Source organism: Streptomyces olindensis (assembly GCF_040645895.1).
Lineage (GTDB): Bacteria > Actinomycetota > Actinomycetes > Streptomycetales > Streptomycetaceae > Streptomyces > Streptomyces olindensis.
Genome location: NZ_JBEYZD010000018.1, coordinates 40,512 through 57,819, shown reverse-complemented (window position 1 = coordinate 57,819; position 17,308 = coordinate 40,512). Strand labels below are relative to the sequence as shown.

16 protein-coding genes are annotated in these 17,308 nt (G+C 73.5%); 10 read left to right on the top strand and 6 right to left on the bottom strand.

The annotated features are described in order from the left end of the window. Positions 1-40: 40 nt before the first annotated feature. The 4 genes from ABZ948_RS14115 (at position 41) to fxsA (ending at position 4,240) form a co-directional block, all read left to right on the top strand. Complete coding sequence (locus tag ABZ948_RS14115; RefSeq protein WP_006136660.1) at positions 41-481, top strand: Lrp/AsnC family transcriptional regulator; 441 nt, start codon at positions 41-43, stop codon at positions 479-481. Positions 482-577: 96 nt separating this feature from the next. Beyond that, positions 578-2,179 carry an amidohydrolase gene (locus ABZ948_RS14110; RefSeq protein ID WP_359759265.1) on the top strand — a complete coding sequence of 534 codons (1,602 nt, stop codon included), beginning with the start codon at positions 578-580 and terminating at the stop codon, positions 2,177-2,179. Positions 2,180-2,715: 536 nt separating this feature from the next. After that, on the top strand, positions 2,716-3,546 hold the full coding sequence (locus ABZ948_RS14105) for a polyprenol monophosphomannose synthase (protein WP_359759263.1): 831 nt from the start codon (positions 2,716-2,718) through the stop codon (positions 3,544-3,546). 118 nt (positions 3,547-3,664) lie between these two features. Further along, on the top strand, positions 3,665-4,240 hold the full coding sequence (gene fxsA / locus ABZ948_RS14100; RefSeq protein ID WP_359759262.1) for an FxsA family membrane protein: 576 nt from the start codon (positions 3,665-3,667) through the stop codon (positions 4,238-4,240). Positions 4,241-4,340: 100 nt separating this feature from the next. On the opposite strand, the gene ABZ948_RS14095 is transcribed toward fxsA, so the two are convergent. From ABZ948_RS14095 to yczE, 4 genes are all read right to left on the bottom strand, one after another. Continuing rightward, the gene (locus tag ABZ948_RS14095; protein WP_003977404.1) at positions 4,341-4,715 is read right to left on the bottom strand and encodes an RNA polymerase-binding protein RbpA; all 375 of its coding nucleotides are present in this window, start codon (positions 4,713-4,715) and stop codon (positions 4,341-4,343) included. 266 nt (positions 4,716-4,981) lie between these two features. After that, the gene (locus ABZ948_RS14090) at positions 4,982-6,325 is read right to left on the bottom strand and encodes an MFS transporter (RefSeq protein WP_359759260.1); all 1,344 of its coding nucleotides are present in this window, start codon (positions 6,323-6,325) and stop codon (positions 4,982-4,984) included. Positions 6,326-6,374: 49 nt separating this feature from the next. Further along, entirely contained in the window at positions 6,375-7,142 is a 768-nt protein-coding gene (locus ABZ948_RS14085; RefSeq protein WP_359759259.1) for a glycerophosphodiester phosphodiesterase family protein, read from the bottom strand. Then, positions 7,139-7,828, bottom strand: coding sequence for a membrane protein YczE (gene yczE / locus ABZ948_RS14080; RefSeq protein WP_494487293.1), 690 nt, complete (start codon positions 7,826-7,828; stop codon positions 7,139-7,141). Before yczE ends, ABZ948_RS14085 begins: the two co-directional genes overlap by 4 nt. A gap of 64 nt (positions 7,829-7,892) precedes the next feature. On the opposite strand from yczE, the gene ABZ948_RS14075 reads away from it, so the two are divergent. Beyond that, positions 7,893-9,389, top strand: a complete 1,497-nt coding sequence (locus tag ABZ948_RS14075; protein WP_359759256.1) for an SCO1417 family PLP biosynthesis transcription factor — start codon at positions 7,893-7,895, stop codon at positions 9,387-9,389. A 33-nt stretch (positions 9,390-9,422) separates the two neighbouring features. Here ABZ948_RS14075 and ABZ948_RS14070 read toward each other — a convergent pair whose 3' ends face one another. Next, the gene (locus tag ABZ948_RS14070) at positions 9,423-11,219 is read right to left on the bottom strand and encodes a hypothetical protein (protein ID WP_359759254.1); all 1,797 of its coding nucleotides are present in this window, start codon (positions 11,217-11,219) and stop codon (positions 9,423-9,425) included. Positions 11,220-11,256: 37 nt separating this feature from the next. Then, positions 11,257-11,451, bottom strand: a complete 195-nt coding sequence (locus tag ABZ948_RS14065; protein WP_030843336.1) for a hypothetical protein — start codon at positions 11,449-11,451, stop codon at positions 11,257-11,259. Between the two features lie 296 nt (positions 11,452-11,747). Here ABZ948_RS14065 and ABZ948_RS14060 point away from each other — a divergent pair, with 296 nt between their 5' ends. The 5 genes from ABZ948_RS14060 to ABZ948_RS14040 all read left to right on the top strand — a co-directional run bounded on the left by ABZ948_RS14060 (position 11,748) and on the right by ABZ948_RS14040 (position 17,273). After that, positions 11,748-12,140, top strand: a complete 393-nt coding sequence (locus ABZ948_RS14060) for an ankyrin repeat domain-containing protein (RefSeq protein WP_359759252.1) — start codon at positions 11,748-11,750, stop codon at positions 12,138-12,140. Positions 12,141-12,440: 300 nt separating this feature from the next. Further along, positions 12,441-13,859: a HEAT repeat domain-containing protein gene (locus ABZ948_RS14055; protein WP_359759250.1), complete on the top strand. Its 1,419-nt coding sequence runs from the start codon at positions 12,441-12,443 to the stop codon at positions 13,857-13,859. Positions 13,860-14,044: 185 nt separating this feature from the next. Next, entirely contained in the window at positions 14,045-15,172 is a 1,128-nt protein-coding gene (locus ABZ948_RS14050) for a glycosyltransferase family 4 protein (protein WP_359759248.1), read from the top strand. After that, positions 15,169-16,392: a glycosyltransferase gene (locus tag ABZ948_RS14045; RefSeq protein WP_359759246.1), complete on the top strand. Its 1,224-nt coding sequence runs from the start codon at positions 15,169-15,171 to the stop codon at positions 16,390-16,392. Before ABZ948_RS14050 ends, ABZ948_RS14045 begins: the two co-directional genes overlap by 4 nt. Then, positions 16,389-17,273, top strand: coding sequence for an SGNH/GDSL hydrolase family protein (locus tag ABZ948_RS14040; RefSeq protein ID WP_359759245.1), 885 nt, complete (start codon positions 16,389-16,391; stop codon positions 17,271-17,273). Before ABZ948_RS14045 ends, ABZ948_RS14040 begins: the two co-directional genes overlap by 4 nt. Positions 17,274-17,308 lie beyond the last annotated feature (35 nt).

Sequence of the window (17,308 nt, the reverse complement as noted above, 5' to 3'; positions counted from 1 at the left end):
GGTATCCGAGGAGATCAGCCGCACTGTAGGTTCTTGCGCCATGGAGGAGCTGGACCGACAGATCGTGCAGCTGCTCGTCAAGGACGGGCGGATGAGCTACACCGACCTGGGCAAGGCCACGGGGCTGTCCACGTCGGCCGTGCACCAGCGGGTGCGACGGCTGGAACAGCGCGGTGTCATCCGCGGATACGCCGCGGTCGTCGATCCCGAGGCGGTGGGGCTGCCCATGACGGCGTTCATCTCGGTGAAGCCGTTCGATCCCAGCGCGCCGGACGACATCGCGGACCGGCTGGCCGGTGTGCCGGAGATCGAGGCCTGCCACAGCGTCGCGGGGGACGAGAACTACATCCTCAAGGTGCGCGTGGCCACGCCCCACGAGCTGGAGGAGCTGCTGGCGCGGGTGCGGTCGCTGGCCGGGGTGTCCACGCGGACGACCGTGGTGCTGTCCACGCCGTACGAGGCGCGGCCGCCGCGGATCTGAGCGCCGGTTCTCGGGTGCGGGCCGTGTGTGGCTGGTCGCGCAGTTCCCCGCGCCCCTGAAGAGGGCGCCGAAAGCGACCCTGTGAAACTGTGCTGCATGAGTGAGTCCAGTGCGCCGGCGAAGACGGTTCTGCTTCGTCGTGGTGAGGTCCATAGTCCCGCCGATCCTTTCGCTACCGCGATGGTCGTGGAGCGGGGACAGATCGCCTGGGTCGGGTCGGAGGGAGCCGCCGAGGCATTCGCCGACGGGGTCGACGAGGTGATCGACCTGTACGGAGCGCTGGTCACCCCGGCGTTCACGGACGCGCATGTGCACACCACCGCCACCGGCCTCGCCCTGACCGGGCTCGACCTGTCCGACGCCCCCTCCCTCGAAGCCGCCCTCGCCCGCGTGCGGGACTTCGCCGCCGCCCGCCCCGACGACCGCGTGCTGCTCGGGCACGGCTGGGACGCCGCCCGCTGGCCCGGCGGCCGGCCCCCGACGCGGGCCGAGCTCGACGAGGCCACCGGTCACCGGCCCCTCTACCTCAGCCGCATCGACGTCCACTCGGCGGTCGTCACGACCGCAATGCTCGACCTGGTCCCCGGCGTCACCCGGGAGGACGGGCCGCTCACCGCCGACGCCCACCACGCCGTGCGCGCCGCCGCGTACGCCGCCGTCACGCCCGGGCAGCGCACCGAGGCACAGCGCGCGGCCCTCGCGCACGCCGTCTCGCTCGGCATCGGCACGATCCACGAGTGCGCCGGCCCGGAGATCTCCTCCGAGGACGACTTCACGGGCCTGCTGCGGCTGGCCGCCGAGGAGCCCGGCCCGCGCGTCGTCGGCTACTGGGCCGAGCAGGACGTCGCCAAGGCGCGCGAACTGGGCGCGGCCGGCGCCGCGGGCGACCTGTTCGTCGACGGCGCCCTCGGCTCGCACACGGCCTGCCTGCACCAGCCGTACGCCGACGCCGGGCACACCGGCAGGGCCTACCTGGACGCCGCCGCGGTCGCCGCGCACGTGGTCGCCTGCACCGAGGCCGGCCTCCAGGCGGGGTTCCACGCCATCGGCGACGCCGCCGTGGACACCGTGGTCGAGGGCGTGCGGGCCGCCGCCGAGAAGCTGGGCCTCGCGCGGATCCGGGCCGCCCGGCACCGGATCGAACACGCCGAGATGCTCACCCCCGAGAGCGTCGCCGCCTTCGCCGAACTCGGCCTCACCGCCTCCGTCCAGCCCGCCTTCGACGCCCTGTGGGGCGGCGACGACGGCATGTACGCGCAGCGCCTGGGGGTGGAGCGGGCCCGGGGCCTGAACCCCTTCGCCGCCCTGCTGCGCGCCGGTGTCCCGCTCGCCTTCGGCTCCGACAGCCCGGTCACCCCGCTCGACCCGTGGGGCACCGTCCGGGCCGCGGCCTTCCACCGCACGCCGGAGCACCGCGTCTCCGTGCGCGCCGCGTTCACGGCGCACACGCGCGGCGGCTGGCGGGCCGTGGGACGGGACGACGCGGGCGTCCTGGTCCCCGGCGCCCCCGCCGACTACGCCGTGTGGCGCACCGGCGAACTCGTCGTCCAGGCCCCCGACGACCGCGTCGCCCGCTGGTCGACGGACCCCCGCTCCGGCACCCCGGGGCTGCCCGACCTGACCCCCGGCCGCGACCTGCCCGTCTGCCTGCGCACCGTGGTGGGCGGGCGCACGGTCTTCGTAGGGCCGGGCGAGTGATCTACGGGGGTGGCGCGCACGCGATCGTGCGCCGCACCCCCGGCGCGCGACCTGCGCATCCTCGGCCCTGACCAGGGCTTTGCCGTGGAATGCGCAGGTCGAACGGCTGTTGACAGGCGGCCGCAGGGGGCCGGTAGGTTCGGCCGAGTCCACCACCGGACGCCCGACCGGGGACCGTCCGCGCACTCGCCGCAGCGCCGCCGGGTCAGGGACGGTGTGCCGCACCGGGGCACCGCCACTGGGAGCCAGGCTCAGGCCGGCGCGGCGGCGAGGGAACGTTCCGGCCGGTCGGGGAGGTGTGACCCGGGTGGGGCCCGGGCGCTCAGTAGACAACGGCTTTCGGTCGATCCGCAGCCAGCGGGTCCCAGGTCGGCCCGAAGGGCGCCGGGCCCCCATCCGCCGTACCCTCGCTCCCTCAAGGCGCCGCTCTTACCCGCGTCTTGTGGATTCGACACCACCATTCGAACGTCCTGTCACGTCATCGCAGGCCGGGCCCACTATGGTGGACCTCTGCGTATGAACATGAAGGGGCAGCAGTGAACGACGGCGACGGAACCCTCGCGGCAGGAGCCCAGGGGAGGAAGTTCGGCCCGCTCGGCACGGCCTTGGTGATCATCCCGACCTACAACGAGGCGGAGAACATCAAGAGCATCGTCGGCCGGGTGCGCGAGGCCGTCCCCGAGGCGCACGTGCTGGTGGCCGACGACAACAGTCCGGACGGCACGGGCAAGCTGGCCGACGAGCTGGCCGTCGAGGACGACCACGTCCACGTGCTGCACCGCAAGGGCAAGGAGGGCCTGGGCGCCGCCTACCTCGCGGGCTTCCGGTGGGGCCTGGAGCGCGACTACGGCGTGCTGGTCGAGATGGACGCCGACGGCTCCCACCAGCCCGAGGAACTGCCCCGTCTGCTCACCGCCCTCAAGAGCGCCGACCTGGTGCTCGGCTCGCGCTGGGTGCCGGGGGGCCGGGTGGTGAACTGGCCGAAGTCCCGCGAGGTGATCTCCCGGGGCGGCAGCCTCTACTCCCGGCTGGCGCTCGACCTGCCGCTGCGCGACATCACCGGCGGCTACCGCGCCTTCCGCCGCGAGACCCTGGAGGGCCTCGGCCTCGACGAGGTCGCCTCGCAGGGCTACTGCTTCCAGGTCGACCTCGCCCGCCGCGCCGTCAAGGCCGGCTACCAGGTCGTCGAGGTGCCCATCACCTTCGTCGAGCGGGAACTCGGCGACTCCAAGATGAGCCGCGACATCCTCGTCGAGGCGCTGTGGCGCGTCACGGCGTGGGGGGTGGGGGAGCGCGTCGGCAAGGTCACGGGGCGCGTCGCGAAGCCGTCCGTCACGGGGCGCGGCGGCGAGCCGTCCAAGCCGTAGCCGCTCGTTTTCGCTTCGGAGAATGTCCCCGCCGTGGCCGCTTCGGCTCCGGCCTCTGACAGGAACGCCTGATCGGGGGCTTATGCCGCGCTGAGCCGGGGCCAGGCACACTGGAGGCATGACGACTGGTGCTCAGACCCCCAGCCACCCTGCCCGGCCCCGGCGCTCCCGACTGCGCACGTTCCTGCCCCTGGGGATCGCCGCGTGGCTCGTGCTGGAGATCTGGCTGCTCACGCTCGTCGCGGGGGCGTCGAACGGGCTCGTGGTGTTCCTCGTCCTGCTGGCGGGCTTCGTGCTCGGCTCGATCGTCATCAAGCGGGCCGGCCGGCGCGCCTTCCGCAGGCTGTCCGAGGTGCTGCAACAGCAGCAGAGCGGTGTGATGCCCGCGGCGGCGCGGCCGAACAGCGAGGGCAACGGCCTGATGATGCTGGGCGGTCTGCTGCTGATGATCCCCGGCCTGGTGTCGGACGTGGTGGGCCTGCTCCTGCTGCTTCCCCCGGTCCAGAAGGCCGTGAGCCGCTCCGCCGAGCGCACCTTCGAGCGCAAGCTCCGCGAGGCCGACGCGGGCACGCTGGGCGGCGCCTTCCAGCAGGCCCGTATGCACCGCCCCGACGGCAAGGTCGTCCAGGGCGAGGTCATCCGGGACGAGCCGGGGGACGCCCCGCGGGAGCCGCGTCCGCCGCTGACGCACTGAACAGCCGGTACAAACGGAAAACCGCGGGCGCCGTACGCATGTCACGTACGGCGCCCGCGGTCATTGACGCGCTGTTATTCCGGCCAGACCCCGGAGGGACTTACGCCGACTTGCGGCTGTCCCGGGGATGAACAGCGATGTTCATCGCGCCGGAGCGCAGAACCGCCAGACGCTCCTCGAGGACCTCTTCGAGTTCCTCACGGGTGCGTCGCTCCATCAGCATGTCCCAATGCGTACGCGCGGGCTTGGCCTTCTTCTCTTCCGGGCCGTCGCCGTCCACCAGGAGTGCCTGGGCCCCGCAGACCTTGCACTCCCACTCCGGCGGGATCTCCGCCTCGACCGAGAAGGGCATCTCGAAGCGATGCCCCTTCTCGCATGCGTACTCCACGGCCTGGCGCGGGGCCAAGTCGATGCCGCGGTCCGTCTCGTAGCTGGTCACCACGAGGCGCGTGCCGCGAAGAGCTCGCTCACTCATGAATCGTGCCTCCCGGGCTTGTCGCCCACAGGACAGGTGTCGCTGTCGTCGTCATCCGGTCAACGTCCGGTCGGCGGTAAAGATTCCCGTTCCGGGTCCCGTTCCGGGTCATGCGTCGCCGTCGTAGCCGCCCTTGTTGTACCCACCAGCGCCCGGTTTGTCACATCTGCTAGCAGATGTAACCCAGCGTTTCGGCATCTTTGACGCGCAGTAACGGTACGCCTGGCAGGCCAAACGCGTACACTACAGCCCTTTCGCGTCGAGTGCTAAATCCTGTCAGGAACCGGATTCCCCGCATCCGCGATCGCACGCCGCACCGGAACCCGGGCGAGCAGGACGAATCCCAGCACGAAGAACGCCACCAGCGAGATGATCGCGTCCCGGTAGCTCCCGGTGAGCTGGTAGGTGAGGCCGAACAGCAGCGGCCCGAGCCAGCTCATCCCGCGGTCGCTCAGCTCGTACGCGGAGAAGTATTCGGCCTCTTTGCCGGGCGGGACGAGATGCGAGAAAAGGGAGCGGGACAGCGCCTGGCTGCCGCCGAGGACCAGGCCGATCCCGGCGGCCAGGACGAAGAACCACACCGGCGCCCCGGCGGGCAGGAAGAACCCGGCCGCGAGCGTCACCGTCCACGCGACCAGCGAGCCGAGGATCGTGCGCTTGGCCCCGTACGTCCGGGCCAGCCGGCCCATCGTCAGCGCGCCCGCCACCGCCAGCACCTGCACCAGCAGCACGGCGACGATGAGGGTGGACTGTCCGAGGCCCAGTTCCTCGGAGCCGTAGACGGAGGCCTGGGAGATCACCGTCTGGATGCCGTCGTTGTAGACGAGGTAGGCGAGCAGGAAGGCCAGCGTCAGGGGGTGGCGGCGCATGTCGCGGACGGTCGCGGCGAGCTGCCGGAAGCCCGGCAGGGCCGCCTCCCGGCTGGTGGTCCCGCGGTCGCGGAGCCGGGTCAGCGGGATCAGCGCGAAGGCGCCCCACCACAGGCCGGCCGAGGCGAGGCAGATGCGGACGGCCATGCTCTCGGAGACGCCGAAGCCGTCGTGCCCGGTGTAGAGGACCAGGTTGGCGACGAGGACCAGCGAGCCCGCCGCGTACCCGAAGGCCCAGCCCCGGGAGGAGACCGCGTCCCGTTGCTCGGGCGAGGCGATCTGCGGCAGGTAGGAGTTGTAGAGCATCATCGCCACGGACTGCGCGGCGTTCGCGACGATCAGGAGGGCGCCGCCGAGCAGGTAGCGGTCGCCGTCCAGGAAGAACATGGCCGCCGTGGCCGCGGCCCCGAGGTAGGCGGCGGCCGCGAGGAGCGGCTTCTTGCGGCCGGTGCGGTCGGCGGCGGCACCCACCAGGGGCATCACCAGCACGGCCACGATCACCGACAGGGACACCGAGTACGCGAAGAAGGACCCGGCGCGCACCGGGATGCCGAGGGGGTGGACGTACCCGTCGGCGTCCGCGGCCGACTCGGCGACCGAGGTCAGGTAGGGGCCCAGGAACACCGTGAGCACGCTCGTCGAGTAGACGGAGCAGGCCCAGTCGTAGAAGTACCAGCCACGCTGCTCGCGCCTGAGATCCGCCCCGTCGGCGGGCGGTGTCCGCACGGTGTCGGTGCCCACTCGTGCCCTCGCTTCCCCGTGAGCGCGCAGCGGCGACCGGACCGGGGTCTCAGACCCAGACGCCGCGGTCCTCCAAGACCTCGCGCAACGTGTCGATGTGATCGGTCATGATGCCATCCACACCGAGGTCGAGAAGCCGGTGCATGCTCTCGGGTTCGTTGACGGTCCACACGTGCACCTGGAGCCCGCGCGCGTGGGCGGCGCGGACGAAGCGGTGGTCGACGACCTGGATGCCGGACTGGATCTCCGGGACCTGCGCGGCGACCGCCGAGCGGCGCACCGCCGCCGGCAGCCCCCAGGAGCGCAGCCGCAGATTGAGCACGCCCCGGGTGCCGTACGACGTGGCCAGGCGCGGACCGGCCAGCCGCTGGGCGCGCACCACGCGCGCCTCGGAGAACGAGCCGAGGCAGATCCGGTCCCAGGAGTCGGTCCGGCCGACCAGGTCGAGGAAGGGCAGCAGGGCGGCCTCCGCCTTGACGTCGACGTTCCAGCGCACCTCGGGGAACGTCTCCAGGAGTTCATCGAAGAGGGGCACCGGCTCCTCGCCCCTCACGCGAGCCTGCCGCACCTCCTGCCACGGCAGGTCGGCGATCCGGCCCGCGCCGTCCGTCACCCGGTCCAGGGTCGCGTCGTGGAAGGCGACGAGCTTGCCGTCCCGGGTCGCGTGGACGTCGGTCTCGATGTACCGGTAACCCGCCTCGACGGCGCACCGGAACTGCCGCACCGTGTTCTCCAGGCCGTCCGCGGCCCCGCCCCGGTGGGCGAAGGCGATCGGGCCGGGGTGGTCGAGGTAGGGGTGGCGTATCCGCGGGGTCACGGACGCAGTATCGCTCGTTCTGGTTGACCGGTGGCAACGACCGTGCTGCCGCCGGATGCCGGGGGGACGGCGAACACGCGCAGGAACAGCTGGGCGAGCGGCCCGATGGACAGCGCGTACAGAAGGGTGCCGACGCCGACCGTACCGCCCAGGGCGAAGCCGGTCGCCACGACCGTCAGCTCGATGCCCGTGCGCACCAGCCGGATCGAGACGCCCGTGAGCTGGTGCAGTCCGGTCATCAGGCCGTCGCGCGGGCCCGGGCCGAAGCGGGCCGCGATATAGAGGCCGGTGGCCGCACCGTTCAGGACGATGCCCGTCGCCATCAGGGTCACGCGGAGCTCCCAGCCGTGCGCGTCGGGCACCAGGGCCAGCGTGGCGTCCATCGCCATGCCGATGACCAGCACGTTGGAGATCGTGCCCAGGCCCGGCCGCTGGCGGAGCGGGATCCACGCGAGCAGCACGGCCGCGCCCACGATCGTCAGGACGACGCCGATCGAGAGTCCCGTCCGCTCGGCGAGGCCCTGGTGCAGGACGTTCCACGGCTCCAGGCCGAGCCCCGACCGGACGAGCAGTGCCGAACTCGCCCCGTACAGCGCGAGACCGGCGTAGAGCTGGATGAGCCGCCGGGCGAGATGCCCCCGCGTGGACATGATGTGCCCCCCTGTGGTGGTAGTGGACTGATGCATGACACCCTGTGGCTTGAATGGAGAGGCCATCCAGGGCCAATCCGGGGAAGGTGGACTGATTCCGATGGCGCAGTGGACCTCGGCCGTGGGGGCGGCGCAGCTCGCCCGGCTCCTCAAGTCCCAGCAGGACCGCCCGGCGGGGCCCGGCGCCCGGCGCCCGCCCGCCTATCGCGCCCTCGCCGACGGCATCCGGCTGCTGGTGCTCGAAGGCCGGGTCCCGGTGGCCGCCCGGCTGCCCGCCGAGCGGGAACTCGCCCTCTCCCTCTCCGTCAGCCGTACGACGGTCGCCGCCGCCTACGAGGCGCTGCGCGGCGAGGGGTTCCTGGAGTCGCGGCGGGGCGCGGGCAGTTGGACCGCCGTGCCCGCCGGGAACCCGGTGCCCGCGCGCGGGCTGGAACCGCTGCCGCCCGAGGCCCTGGGCTCCATGATCGACCTGGGCTGCGCGGCGCTCCCGGCCCCCGAGCCGTGGCTCACCCGGGCGGTCCAAGGCGCGCTGGAGGAACTGCCGCCGTACGCGCACACGCACGGCGACTATCCCGCCGGGCTGCCCGCGCTGCGGTCGATGATCGCCGAGCGCTACACCGAGCGCGGGATCCCGACCATGCCCGAGCAGATCATGGTGACGACCGGGGCGATGGGCGCGATCGACGCGATCTGCCATCTCTTCGGCGGACGCGGCGAGCGCATCGCCGTCGAGTCGCCCTCGTACGCCAACATCCTCCAACTGATGCGGGAGGCCGGGGCCCGGCTCGTGCCCGTCGCGATGGCCGAGGGGCTCAGCGGCTGGGACATGGACCGCTGGCGCCAGGTCCTGCGGGACGCCGCGCCGCGCATCGCGTACGTCGTCGCCGACTTCCACAACCCGACCGGTGCGCTCGCGGACGAGGACCAGCGCCGGCGGCTGGTGGACTCGGCGCGGTCCGCCGGGACCGTGCTGATCGCCGACGAGACGATGACCGAGCTGTGGCTCGACGAGGTGCGGATGCCGCGGCCGGTGTGCGCGTTCGACCCGGCGGGTTCGACCGTGATCACGGTGGGGTCGGCCAGCAAGGCGTTCTGGGCCGGCATGCGCATCGGGTGGGTGCGGGCCGCGCCGGACGTGATCCGCAGCCTGGTCGCCGCGCGGGCCTACGCCGACCTCGGTACGCCGGTGCTGGAACAGCTGGCCGTCAACTGGCTGTTCGGCACGGGGGGCTGGGAGCAGGCCGTGCAGATGCGACGGGAGCAGGCCAGGTCCAACCGGGACGAGCTGGTGGCCGCCGTGCGGCGGGAGCTGCCCGGCTGGGAGTTCGAGGTGCCGCAGGGCGGGCTGACGCTGTGGGTGCGGACCGGGGGGCTGTCCGGGTCGCGACTCGCGGAGGCGGGGGAGCGTGTGGGGGTGCGCGTGCCGTCCGGGCCGCGGTTCGGGGTCGACGGGGCGTTCGAGGGGTATGTGCGGTTGCCGTTCACCGTGGGCGGGGCGGTGGCGGAGGAGGCGGCCGTGCGGTTGGCCGCGGCGGCGGGGTTGGTGGAGTCGGGCGGCGTGGGGGGCGGCGAGGCTCCGCGTACGTTCGTGGCCTAGTGCCGGACGGCGGTGCGGGTCGAGCCGGCGGACCTAACCCCGCTTCGCCTCCGTCGGTTTGGTCAGCACCGGGACCGGGTTCGGCAGGGGTTCCTTGGTGAGGACCGGTACGGGTTCGGGCTGCCGCTCGGGCGTCTCCGAGACCTGGACCGGAACGGGTTCGGGCTGGGGTCGGGGCTGGGGCTGGGGCTGCGGCTCGGGCGTCTGCGAGGTCACCGGCACCGGCACCGGCTCCGGTTCCTTCTCCGTCGGGACCGGCTCGACCTGTTCCGGCTCGCCCGGCAGTCCCTCCGGCTCCGGGACCGTCTCCCCGTCCGCCGGTGTCGTCCGGGGCGGGAGGAGGGCCAGGACCGCCTCGCGGTGGGCGTCCGGTGTCGCGTCGTCGTACGGGTTCGGGGTGGCCGGGACCTGGAGGCGGTGGACCTTGCCCGTCCCCAGGCGGGCGTAGCCCCGGCCGGGCGGGACTTGGTCGACGGGGGTGGTGTGCGGGGGCGCGCCGAGGGCCGACTCGAGTTGTTCCGCCGTCGCCGGGCCGAGGACCACGCGGGCCCGGGTGTGCTGCCGTACCGGCTCGCTCAGGGCGTCCAGGCAGTCCAACTGGTCGGCCACGACCACCGTCACGTTCGCCGGGCGGCCGTGCCGGAGCGGCACCTGGAGCAGGGACTGCGGGTCCTTGCGGTCGTCCGCCGCGGCCAGGTGGGTGAACGCGGTCGGGCGGTCCAGGAGGATCCACAGCGGCCGCTTGGTGTCGTCGGGCGGCGGCTGGCCGGCCTGGTGGGCGCGGTTGGCGGCGATGAGGCGGCGCTCGGTCTCGGTCGCGGCCCACTCCAGGCTGGTCAGGGCCCCGGTCAGGCCGCACTCGACGGCCAGGACGCCGTCCCGGCCGGTCAGGCAGGCGTACTCGCCGGTGCCGCCGCCGTCGACGATCACCACGTCGCCGTGCCGGAGGGCCTGCAGGGCGATGGACCTCAGCAGCGTGGAGGTGCCGCTGCCCGGCTGGCCGAGGGCGAGCAGGTGGGGCTCGGTGGAGCGCAGGCCCGTGCGCCAGACGACCGGGGGCACGTCGCGTCGCTGCTCGCCGTAGGTGAGGGGGAGGGTGCGGCGGACCTCTGTCGGGTCGGTGAAGCCGAGGACGGTCTCGCCCGGAGCGGTGACGAAACGCTGGGCGGTGATGTCGACGGGGAGCGGCAGGAGCACGCTGACCGTCAACTGGTTGCCCTCCTCGTCCCACGTGAAGTGGTATTCGCGGCCCCGGCCCGACTTGGAGGCGAGGAGGTGCTCGATCCGGGCGCGGGCCTCGGCCTCGCCGTCGGTGAAGTACGCCGGGTAGCGGACCACCAGGTGCGAGATCCGGCCGCCGCCGTCGAACGCGTAGGTGGGGAACGCCTTGTCCCACGCCCCGCCGTGGGCGTACAGCGGCTCGGGGTCCTCGGCGGTGGAGAAGTACGGCACCAGCGCCTCGTACAGCGACTTCAGGCGCTGGGTCTGCGTCTCGTCGGGCCCGTCGGGCGACGCCGGGGCGCGGTCCCGGCCCTGCCAGGCCGCCGCCGTCATCAGGGTGATGACGGCGAGCAGCGGCCCGTACGGCATCAGCGCCACGACCAGGATGACGGAGGCCACCAGGAACAGCAGCGCTCCCCGTCTCTCCTTGGGGGTCTCGGCCCATCTGCGCCGCCCGGCCGCTGCCAGCCGGCGCAGACCGCGCGTGATCGTGATCAGCGGATGGAGGACGTCCGTGGCGCTGTCGGCGGCCGTCCGGGCCAGCTCCCGGCTCCGGGCGAGCTGGGCGCTGCCGTTGCTCAGAATGCGGGGGAGGGGGCGCCGGGCCACTACTGCCTCCAGGTCGGTGCGTGCGGGGAGCGGTTCGTCAGAACTTGATTCCGCCGAGGAGGCTCGCGAGGCTCTCGCCGCCCGCCTTGATGCTCGGGGCGATGGCCGTGCTCGCCAGGTAGAAGCCGAACAGCATGGCGACCACCGCGTGCGAGGCCTTGAGGCCGTCCTTGCGGAAGAAGATGAAGACGACGATGCCGAGCAGGACCACGCCTGAGATGGACAGGATCATTTGAGGTCTCCTGGTTCGCGGGGACAGTCACCATGAGTACTTCCAGGCTCACAGGATGTATCCATACGATAAAAGGTGCAACTGGGTGAAATGCGGACTATTTCTCCCGGCTGACCATGTGGTCTCAGACCCGGCTGAACCGGACTGTCGCGCTCGGCCCGGTCAGTGCTGATCTTTACCTCGGGCACATCGGGTCATGTGCCGCGCGAGCCAGTACCCTGGCGATTCACTCGTACGGCTGCGGCACACGCAGGCGTACCCACCTGACGCTGCGCAGTGGAGAGGCGGTCCGTCCGATGACCGAAGTCCCCGACCCCGAGGTCGTGGAGCTGGCGACGAAGATCTTCGATCTGGCCCGGCGGGGACAGACCGAGGCGCTCGTGGCGTACGTCGACGCGGGTGTTCCGGCCAACCTCACCAACGACCGCGGTGACTCGCTCGTCATGCTCGCCGCCTACCACGGCCACTCGGACACGGTGCGCGCGCTGCTCGCCCGCGGCGCCGAGGCCGACCGGGTGAACGACCGAGGCCAGACCCCGCTCGCGGGCGCCGCCTTCAAGGGGGAGACGGATGTGATCAAGGCCCTCCTGGAGGGCGGCGCCGACCCGTCCGCCGGCACGCCCTCGGCCGTCGACACCGCGCGCATGTTCGGCCGGACGGAACTGCTCGAACTGTTCGGCGAGCACTGAGCCGACCAGTCTGACCTGGAACGACTGAGAAAACGGGGGAGGCGGTACAGGGCCGCCGAAATTTCGGTCGCGGCAGACGGAAGTGCCGAGTCATCATGACGACGTGGTTCACGGACGTGATGGTTGGGCAGGTGTTGCCGCACCGCGCGGGCCGTGACGCGGTCCGCAAGGGCCACCGACGAGAGGCAGAGGAAGATGGTCTACAGCAAGCAGGAAACGGCGGGCACTCCGACGTGTTGTCGCGCGGCCAGGTAGTACACGTCCCCGGTTGCGTCGACGCTTGATGTGAGGCTGTTTCCCATGTTCGATCCGGTCATAGCGCCCAGCGGTACGCTGCTCGGCCTGCTCCAGCGGGGCCGCGGCGACGGCACGCTGCACGCGCTCACCGCCCCGCGCCCCGAGGCGCTCGCGGCGCTGAACCACTGCGTGCTGCGCGATCCCCGCCACGACTGGCAGGTGGAGAACCGCTCCCTCTACTACGCCCGCCTCTACCTCGACCTGAACGGCGAGCTGGACGCGGTCGAGGCCCACCTCTTCGACGCCGAGGACGTCCTCGACACCGACGAGTCACGCACCGGCCTCGCCCTCGCCGTCCTCGGCCACCTCGCCTCCTACGGCAGGCGGGACGCGCTCGAACTGCTGCGCAGGTACGCCGCCCACGGCACCAACTGGGCCTGGGCCCTCGACGAGCTGGCCCTCCGGGACGACGACGCGGGCCTGCGCGCCCTCGCCGCCCCCGTCCTCGCCCGCTTCCCGTCCGATCCGGAGGGCGAGGCCGAGCTGGCCGCCGTCGTCCGGGACGCCTTCGAGCCCCGGCCGTGGCGGCTGTGGGCCGAGGACCCGCGCGAATCCGTCGCCACGCGCGTGCGTGCCGCCCACGAGGCCGGCTCCTTCGACCGCTGGCAACGGCAGATGCGCCCCACCGGGCCCCGCCCCGGATGGAGCGTGCGGGCCGTCTTCGAATGGGCCCAGCAGGGCATCGACCGGGGCGCGGCCCTCCATGTCCCGGCAGCCCGCTGTCTCTCCGCCGTGGCCGGCCCCGAGGACCGGGCCGAGATCGTCCAGGCCGCCAGGGACGGCGGCGACGGGGCCCGGTGCACGGCCCTGCGCTACCTCGCCGACGGCAACGATCCCGACGCCCTCGACCTGATCGAGGGCGCCGTGGCCACCGGTTCGACGCTCGTCGTGGACGCCGCCGTCGACGCGTTCGAACGCATGCGCTCGATCGCCGCCGTCGACCGGGCCCGCGGCTGGGCCCGGCGGCCGGACGCCCTCGGCGCCGCCGCCGGACGCGTCCTCGCCTGCCGGGGCGGAGCGCAGGACCGCGACCTGGTCCTGGCCGCCCTGCGCGAGGCCGTACGGGGCGAAGGGCCGGACGCACCGACCCTGTGGACCCTCGTCGACGGCACCGGACGGCTCGGCATCGCCTGCGCCGCACCCGTCCTGCGCCACGTCTACCGCGAGACCGCCTCCTCCCATCTGCGCGGCCGGGCCGCCCGGGCCCTCGCCGCCACCGACCCCTCCTTCGCCACCGGCTTCGCCGTCGAGTGCCTGTGGGACTGCGAGGAGACCACCCGTGAACTCGCCGCCCGGCACGCCGAGACCGGCGACACCCGCGTCGTCGAGCGACTGCGCCGGCTCGCAGCCGACCCCGCCGAGGAGGCCGAGGTGCAGACGGCGGTCCGCAGCCGCATCGGCCCCGAGGAGCCCGCTGTGTGACCCCTTCCGCGAGGAAAACCAAGGCGGAATCAGGCCGCAGAGGTGAACACGGGGTGACTCGCGGGTCAGGCGGGCATGGACACGGCCTGACCTGCTCGGGTGCGCCTCGGAACGCTCATAGGACGTTCCTCGTCCGGAAAGATCCACGTTGACGCGGCCACGTCCGGCACGGCGACAACACGGGTATGCGTGTCGTCATCGTGACCGAATCCTTTCCCCCCGACGTGAACGGCGTGGCCCACTGCGCGCTCCAGACCGCCCGGCACCTCGTCGAGCGCGGTCACGCCCCCGTCGTCGTCGCCCCGGCCCCCGCACCCGGGAACAAGCCCGACGCGTCCGCGCCGTGCCCCGTCGTCCACGTCCCCTCCCTCCCGCTCCCCGGCTACCCCCAGGTGCGCGTCGCCCTCCCCAGCCGACGCCTGGCCGCCACCCTCATCGAGCACCGTGCCGATGTCGTCCACCTGGCCAGCCCCTTCGTCCTCGGCGTACGCGGCATGGCCGCCGCCGCCCGCCTCGGCGTCCCCGCCGTCGCCGTCTACCAGACCGACCTGGCCGGGTACGCCCGTACCTACATGGGCGCCGGAGAGGCCGCCGCCTGGCGGCGCATCCGCTCCGTCCACGGCGCCGCCGACCTCACCCTCGCCCCGTCCAGCGCCGCCCTGAACGACCTGGAGGCGCACGGAGTGCCCCGGGTCAAGCTGTGGCCGCGCGGCGTGGACACGGAACGGTTCCGGCCCGACCGCCGCGACGAGGCCCTGCGCCGCGAACTCGCCCCGAACGGTGAGCTGATCGTCGGCTACGTCGGCCGGCTCGCCCCCGAGAAGCAGGTCGAACTCCTCGCCGGCGCCTGCGGCCTGGACGGCGTCCGGGTCGTGGTCGTCGGCGACGGACCCAGCCGTCCCGGCCTGGAGCAGGCACTGCCCGGCGCGGTCTTCCTCGGCCGGCGCACCGGCGACGACCTCGCCCGGGTCTTCGCCTCGCTGGACCTCTTCGTGCACACGGGCCCCTTCGAGACGTTCTGCCAGACGGTCCAGGAGGCCATGGCCAGTGGCCTGCCCGTCGTGGCGCCCGCCGCGGGCGGGCCGCTGGACCTGGTCGCGCACGGGCGCACCGGGCTGCTGGTGCCCCCGCGCGACGAGACCGCCGTCCGGGACGCGGTGCGCGCCCTCGCCGCCGACCCGGGGCTGCGGGCCGCCTTCGGCGCCACCGGGCGGGCCACGGTCGAGGGCCGCACCTGGGCGGCCGTCGGCGACCAGCTGATCGGGCACTACGCGCATGTGCTCGCCGGGCGCAGGACGGCGGTGGCGGCATGAACCCCGGAGCCCAGAACCCGGAAGCCCAGAACCCGGAAGCCCAGAACCCGGGAGGCCAGAACAGCCGGTCGCTGCGGATCGTCCGGCTCGCGAACTTCGTCGCGCCCGCGTCCGGCGGTCTGCGCACCGCCCTGCGCGAACTCGGCAAGGGCTTCAGGGCGGCGGGGCACGAGCCCGTCCTCGTGATCCCCGGCGAGCGTTTCAGTGACCGCGAGACCGAGCAGGGACGGGTGATCACCCTCCCCGGGCCACTGCTGCCCGGCACCGGCGGCTACCGCGTCCTCGCCGACAAGCGGCGGGTGGCCCGGCTGCTGGAGGAGCTGGCGCCGGACCGGCTGGAGGTGTCCGACCGGACGACCCTCAGGTGGACCGGCAAGTGGGCGCGGCGCGCCCGGGTCCCGGCCGTGATGGTCTCCCACGAGACCGCCGACGGCGTCCTGCGCACCTGGGGCCTGCCCGAGGGAGCCGCCCGGCGTGCCGCCGACGCCCTCAACGTCCGCACGGCCCACACGTACGCGCGCGTGGTGTGCACCACCGAGTTCGCCGAGCGGGAGTTCGTGCGGATCGGGGCGCGCAACGTCGTCCGGGCCCCGCTCGGCGTCGACCTGGTGCAGCGGCACCCGGCCCTGCGCGACCCCGCGCTGCGGGCCCGGCACGCGCGCGAGGACGAGACGCTGCTCGTGATGTGCTCGCGGCTGTCCGTGGAGAAGCGGCCCGGGACGGCGCTGGACGCCCTGGAGGCGCTGCGGCGGCGCGGGCGGCGGGCGGTGCTCGTGGTGGCCGGGGACGGCCCGCTGCGCGCGCGGCTCGAACAGCGGGCGCGCGAGAGCGGCCTGCCGGTCACCTTCCTCGGGCACGTCTCCGACCGTGGGCTGCTCGGCGCGCTCCAGGCGTCCGCCGACCTGGCCCTGGCGCCCGGGCCCGCCGAGACCTTCGGACTCGCCGCGCTGGAGGCCATGGCGTGCGGCACGCCCGTGGTGGCGAGCGCGTCGTCCGCGCTGTCGGAGGTGATCGGCTCGGCGGGCGCCGTCGCCGCGGACCACGGGGAGGCCTTCGCGGACGCCGTGGACCTGCTGCTGGAACGCCTGGAGGCGGACCGGCGCGAGGCGGCACGCGCGCGTGCGGAGTGCTTCGGGTGGAACGCGGCGGTCGACGCGTTCCTGGTCGCCCATGACGCGGCCGTCCCCGTGCGTCCGTACGTGCCCGGGGGCGTGGCATGAGAGCCGCGCGGTGCGGGGGGCCTTCGGGGTGGGACGGGCCCCCGCGGTTCGTGGCCTTGGGCGACTCGCTGACCGAGGGCGTGGGCGACCCCGTCGGCGACGGGTGGCGCGGCTGGGCCGCGCTGCTCGCCGACGGGCTGACCGGGATGCCCGCGTCCTTCACCAACCTCGCCGTGAGCGGATCACAGACCCGGGACGTGCTGGAGCGGCAGCTGCCCGCCGCGCTGGAGCTGCGTCCCGACCTCGTGTCCGTCGTCGTCGGCGTCAACGACACCCTGCGCTGCACCTTCGACATCCAGGCCGTGGCAGCCCGCCTCGACCAGGTGTACGCGGCGTTCACCGGCCAGGGCGCGGTGCTGCTCACCGCGTGCCTGCCCGACCCGGGCGCGATGCTCGGGCTGCCGGGGGCACTCGCCCATCCGCTGGCCCGGCGGCAACGGGCCGTGAACACGGTGGTGCACGCCCTGTCCCACCGCTACGGAGCCCTCCACCTGCACGCGTGCGAGGGCGACTGGGTCACCGACCGTGCCCTGTGGAGCGCGGACCGGCTGCACCCCGGGGAGCGGGGGCACCGGCAACTGGCCCTGCGCTTCCACGCGCTGCTCGCCGAGCACGGCCTCGCGACCGGGCCGGCGCCCTCGCCCGAGCCGGAGTTCCCCGCCCCGACGACGTCCGCGAGCCTGTGGTGGCTGGCCACGGCAGGCACCGGCTGGGTGGCGCGCCGGTGTACCGACCTGCTGCCCCAGCTCCTGACCCTCGCCGCCGACGAGCTCCGGCACCGCGCCCGGGGCACCAGCGCCCGGCTCGACCTGAGGGCCTCCGCGGCGGTGTCGGCGGCTCTCGCCGCGCTGTCCGTGGCGGAACAACCGGACGCGGCCTGACCGGGCCTGTCGTGGGCGTGGACGTCATGCGCCCC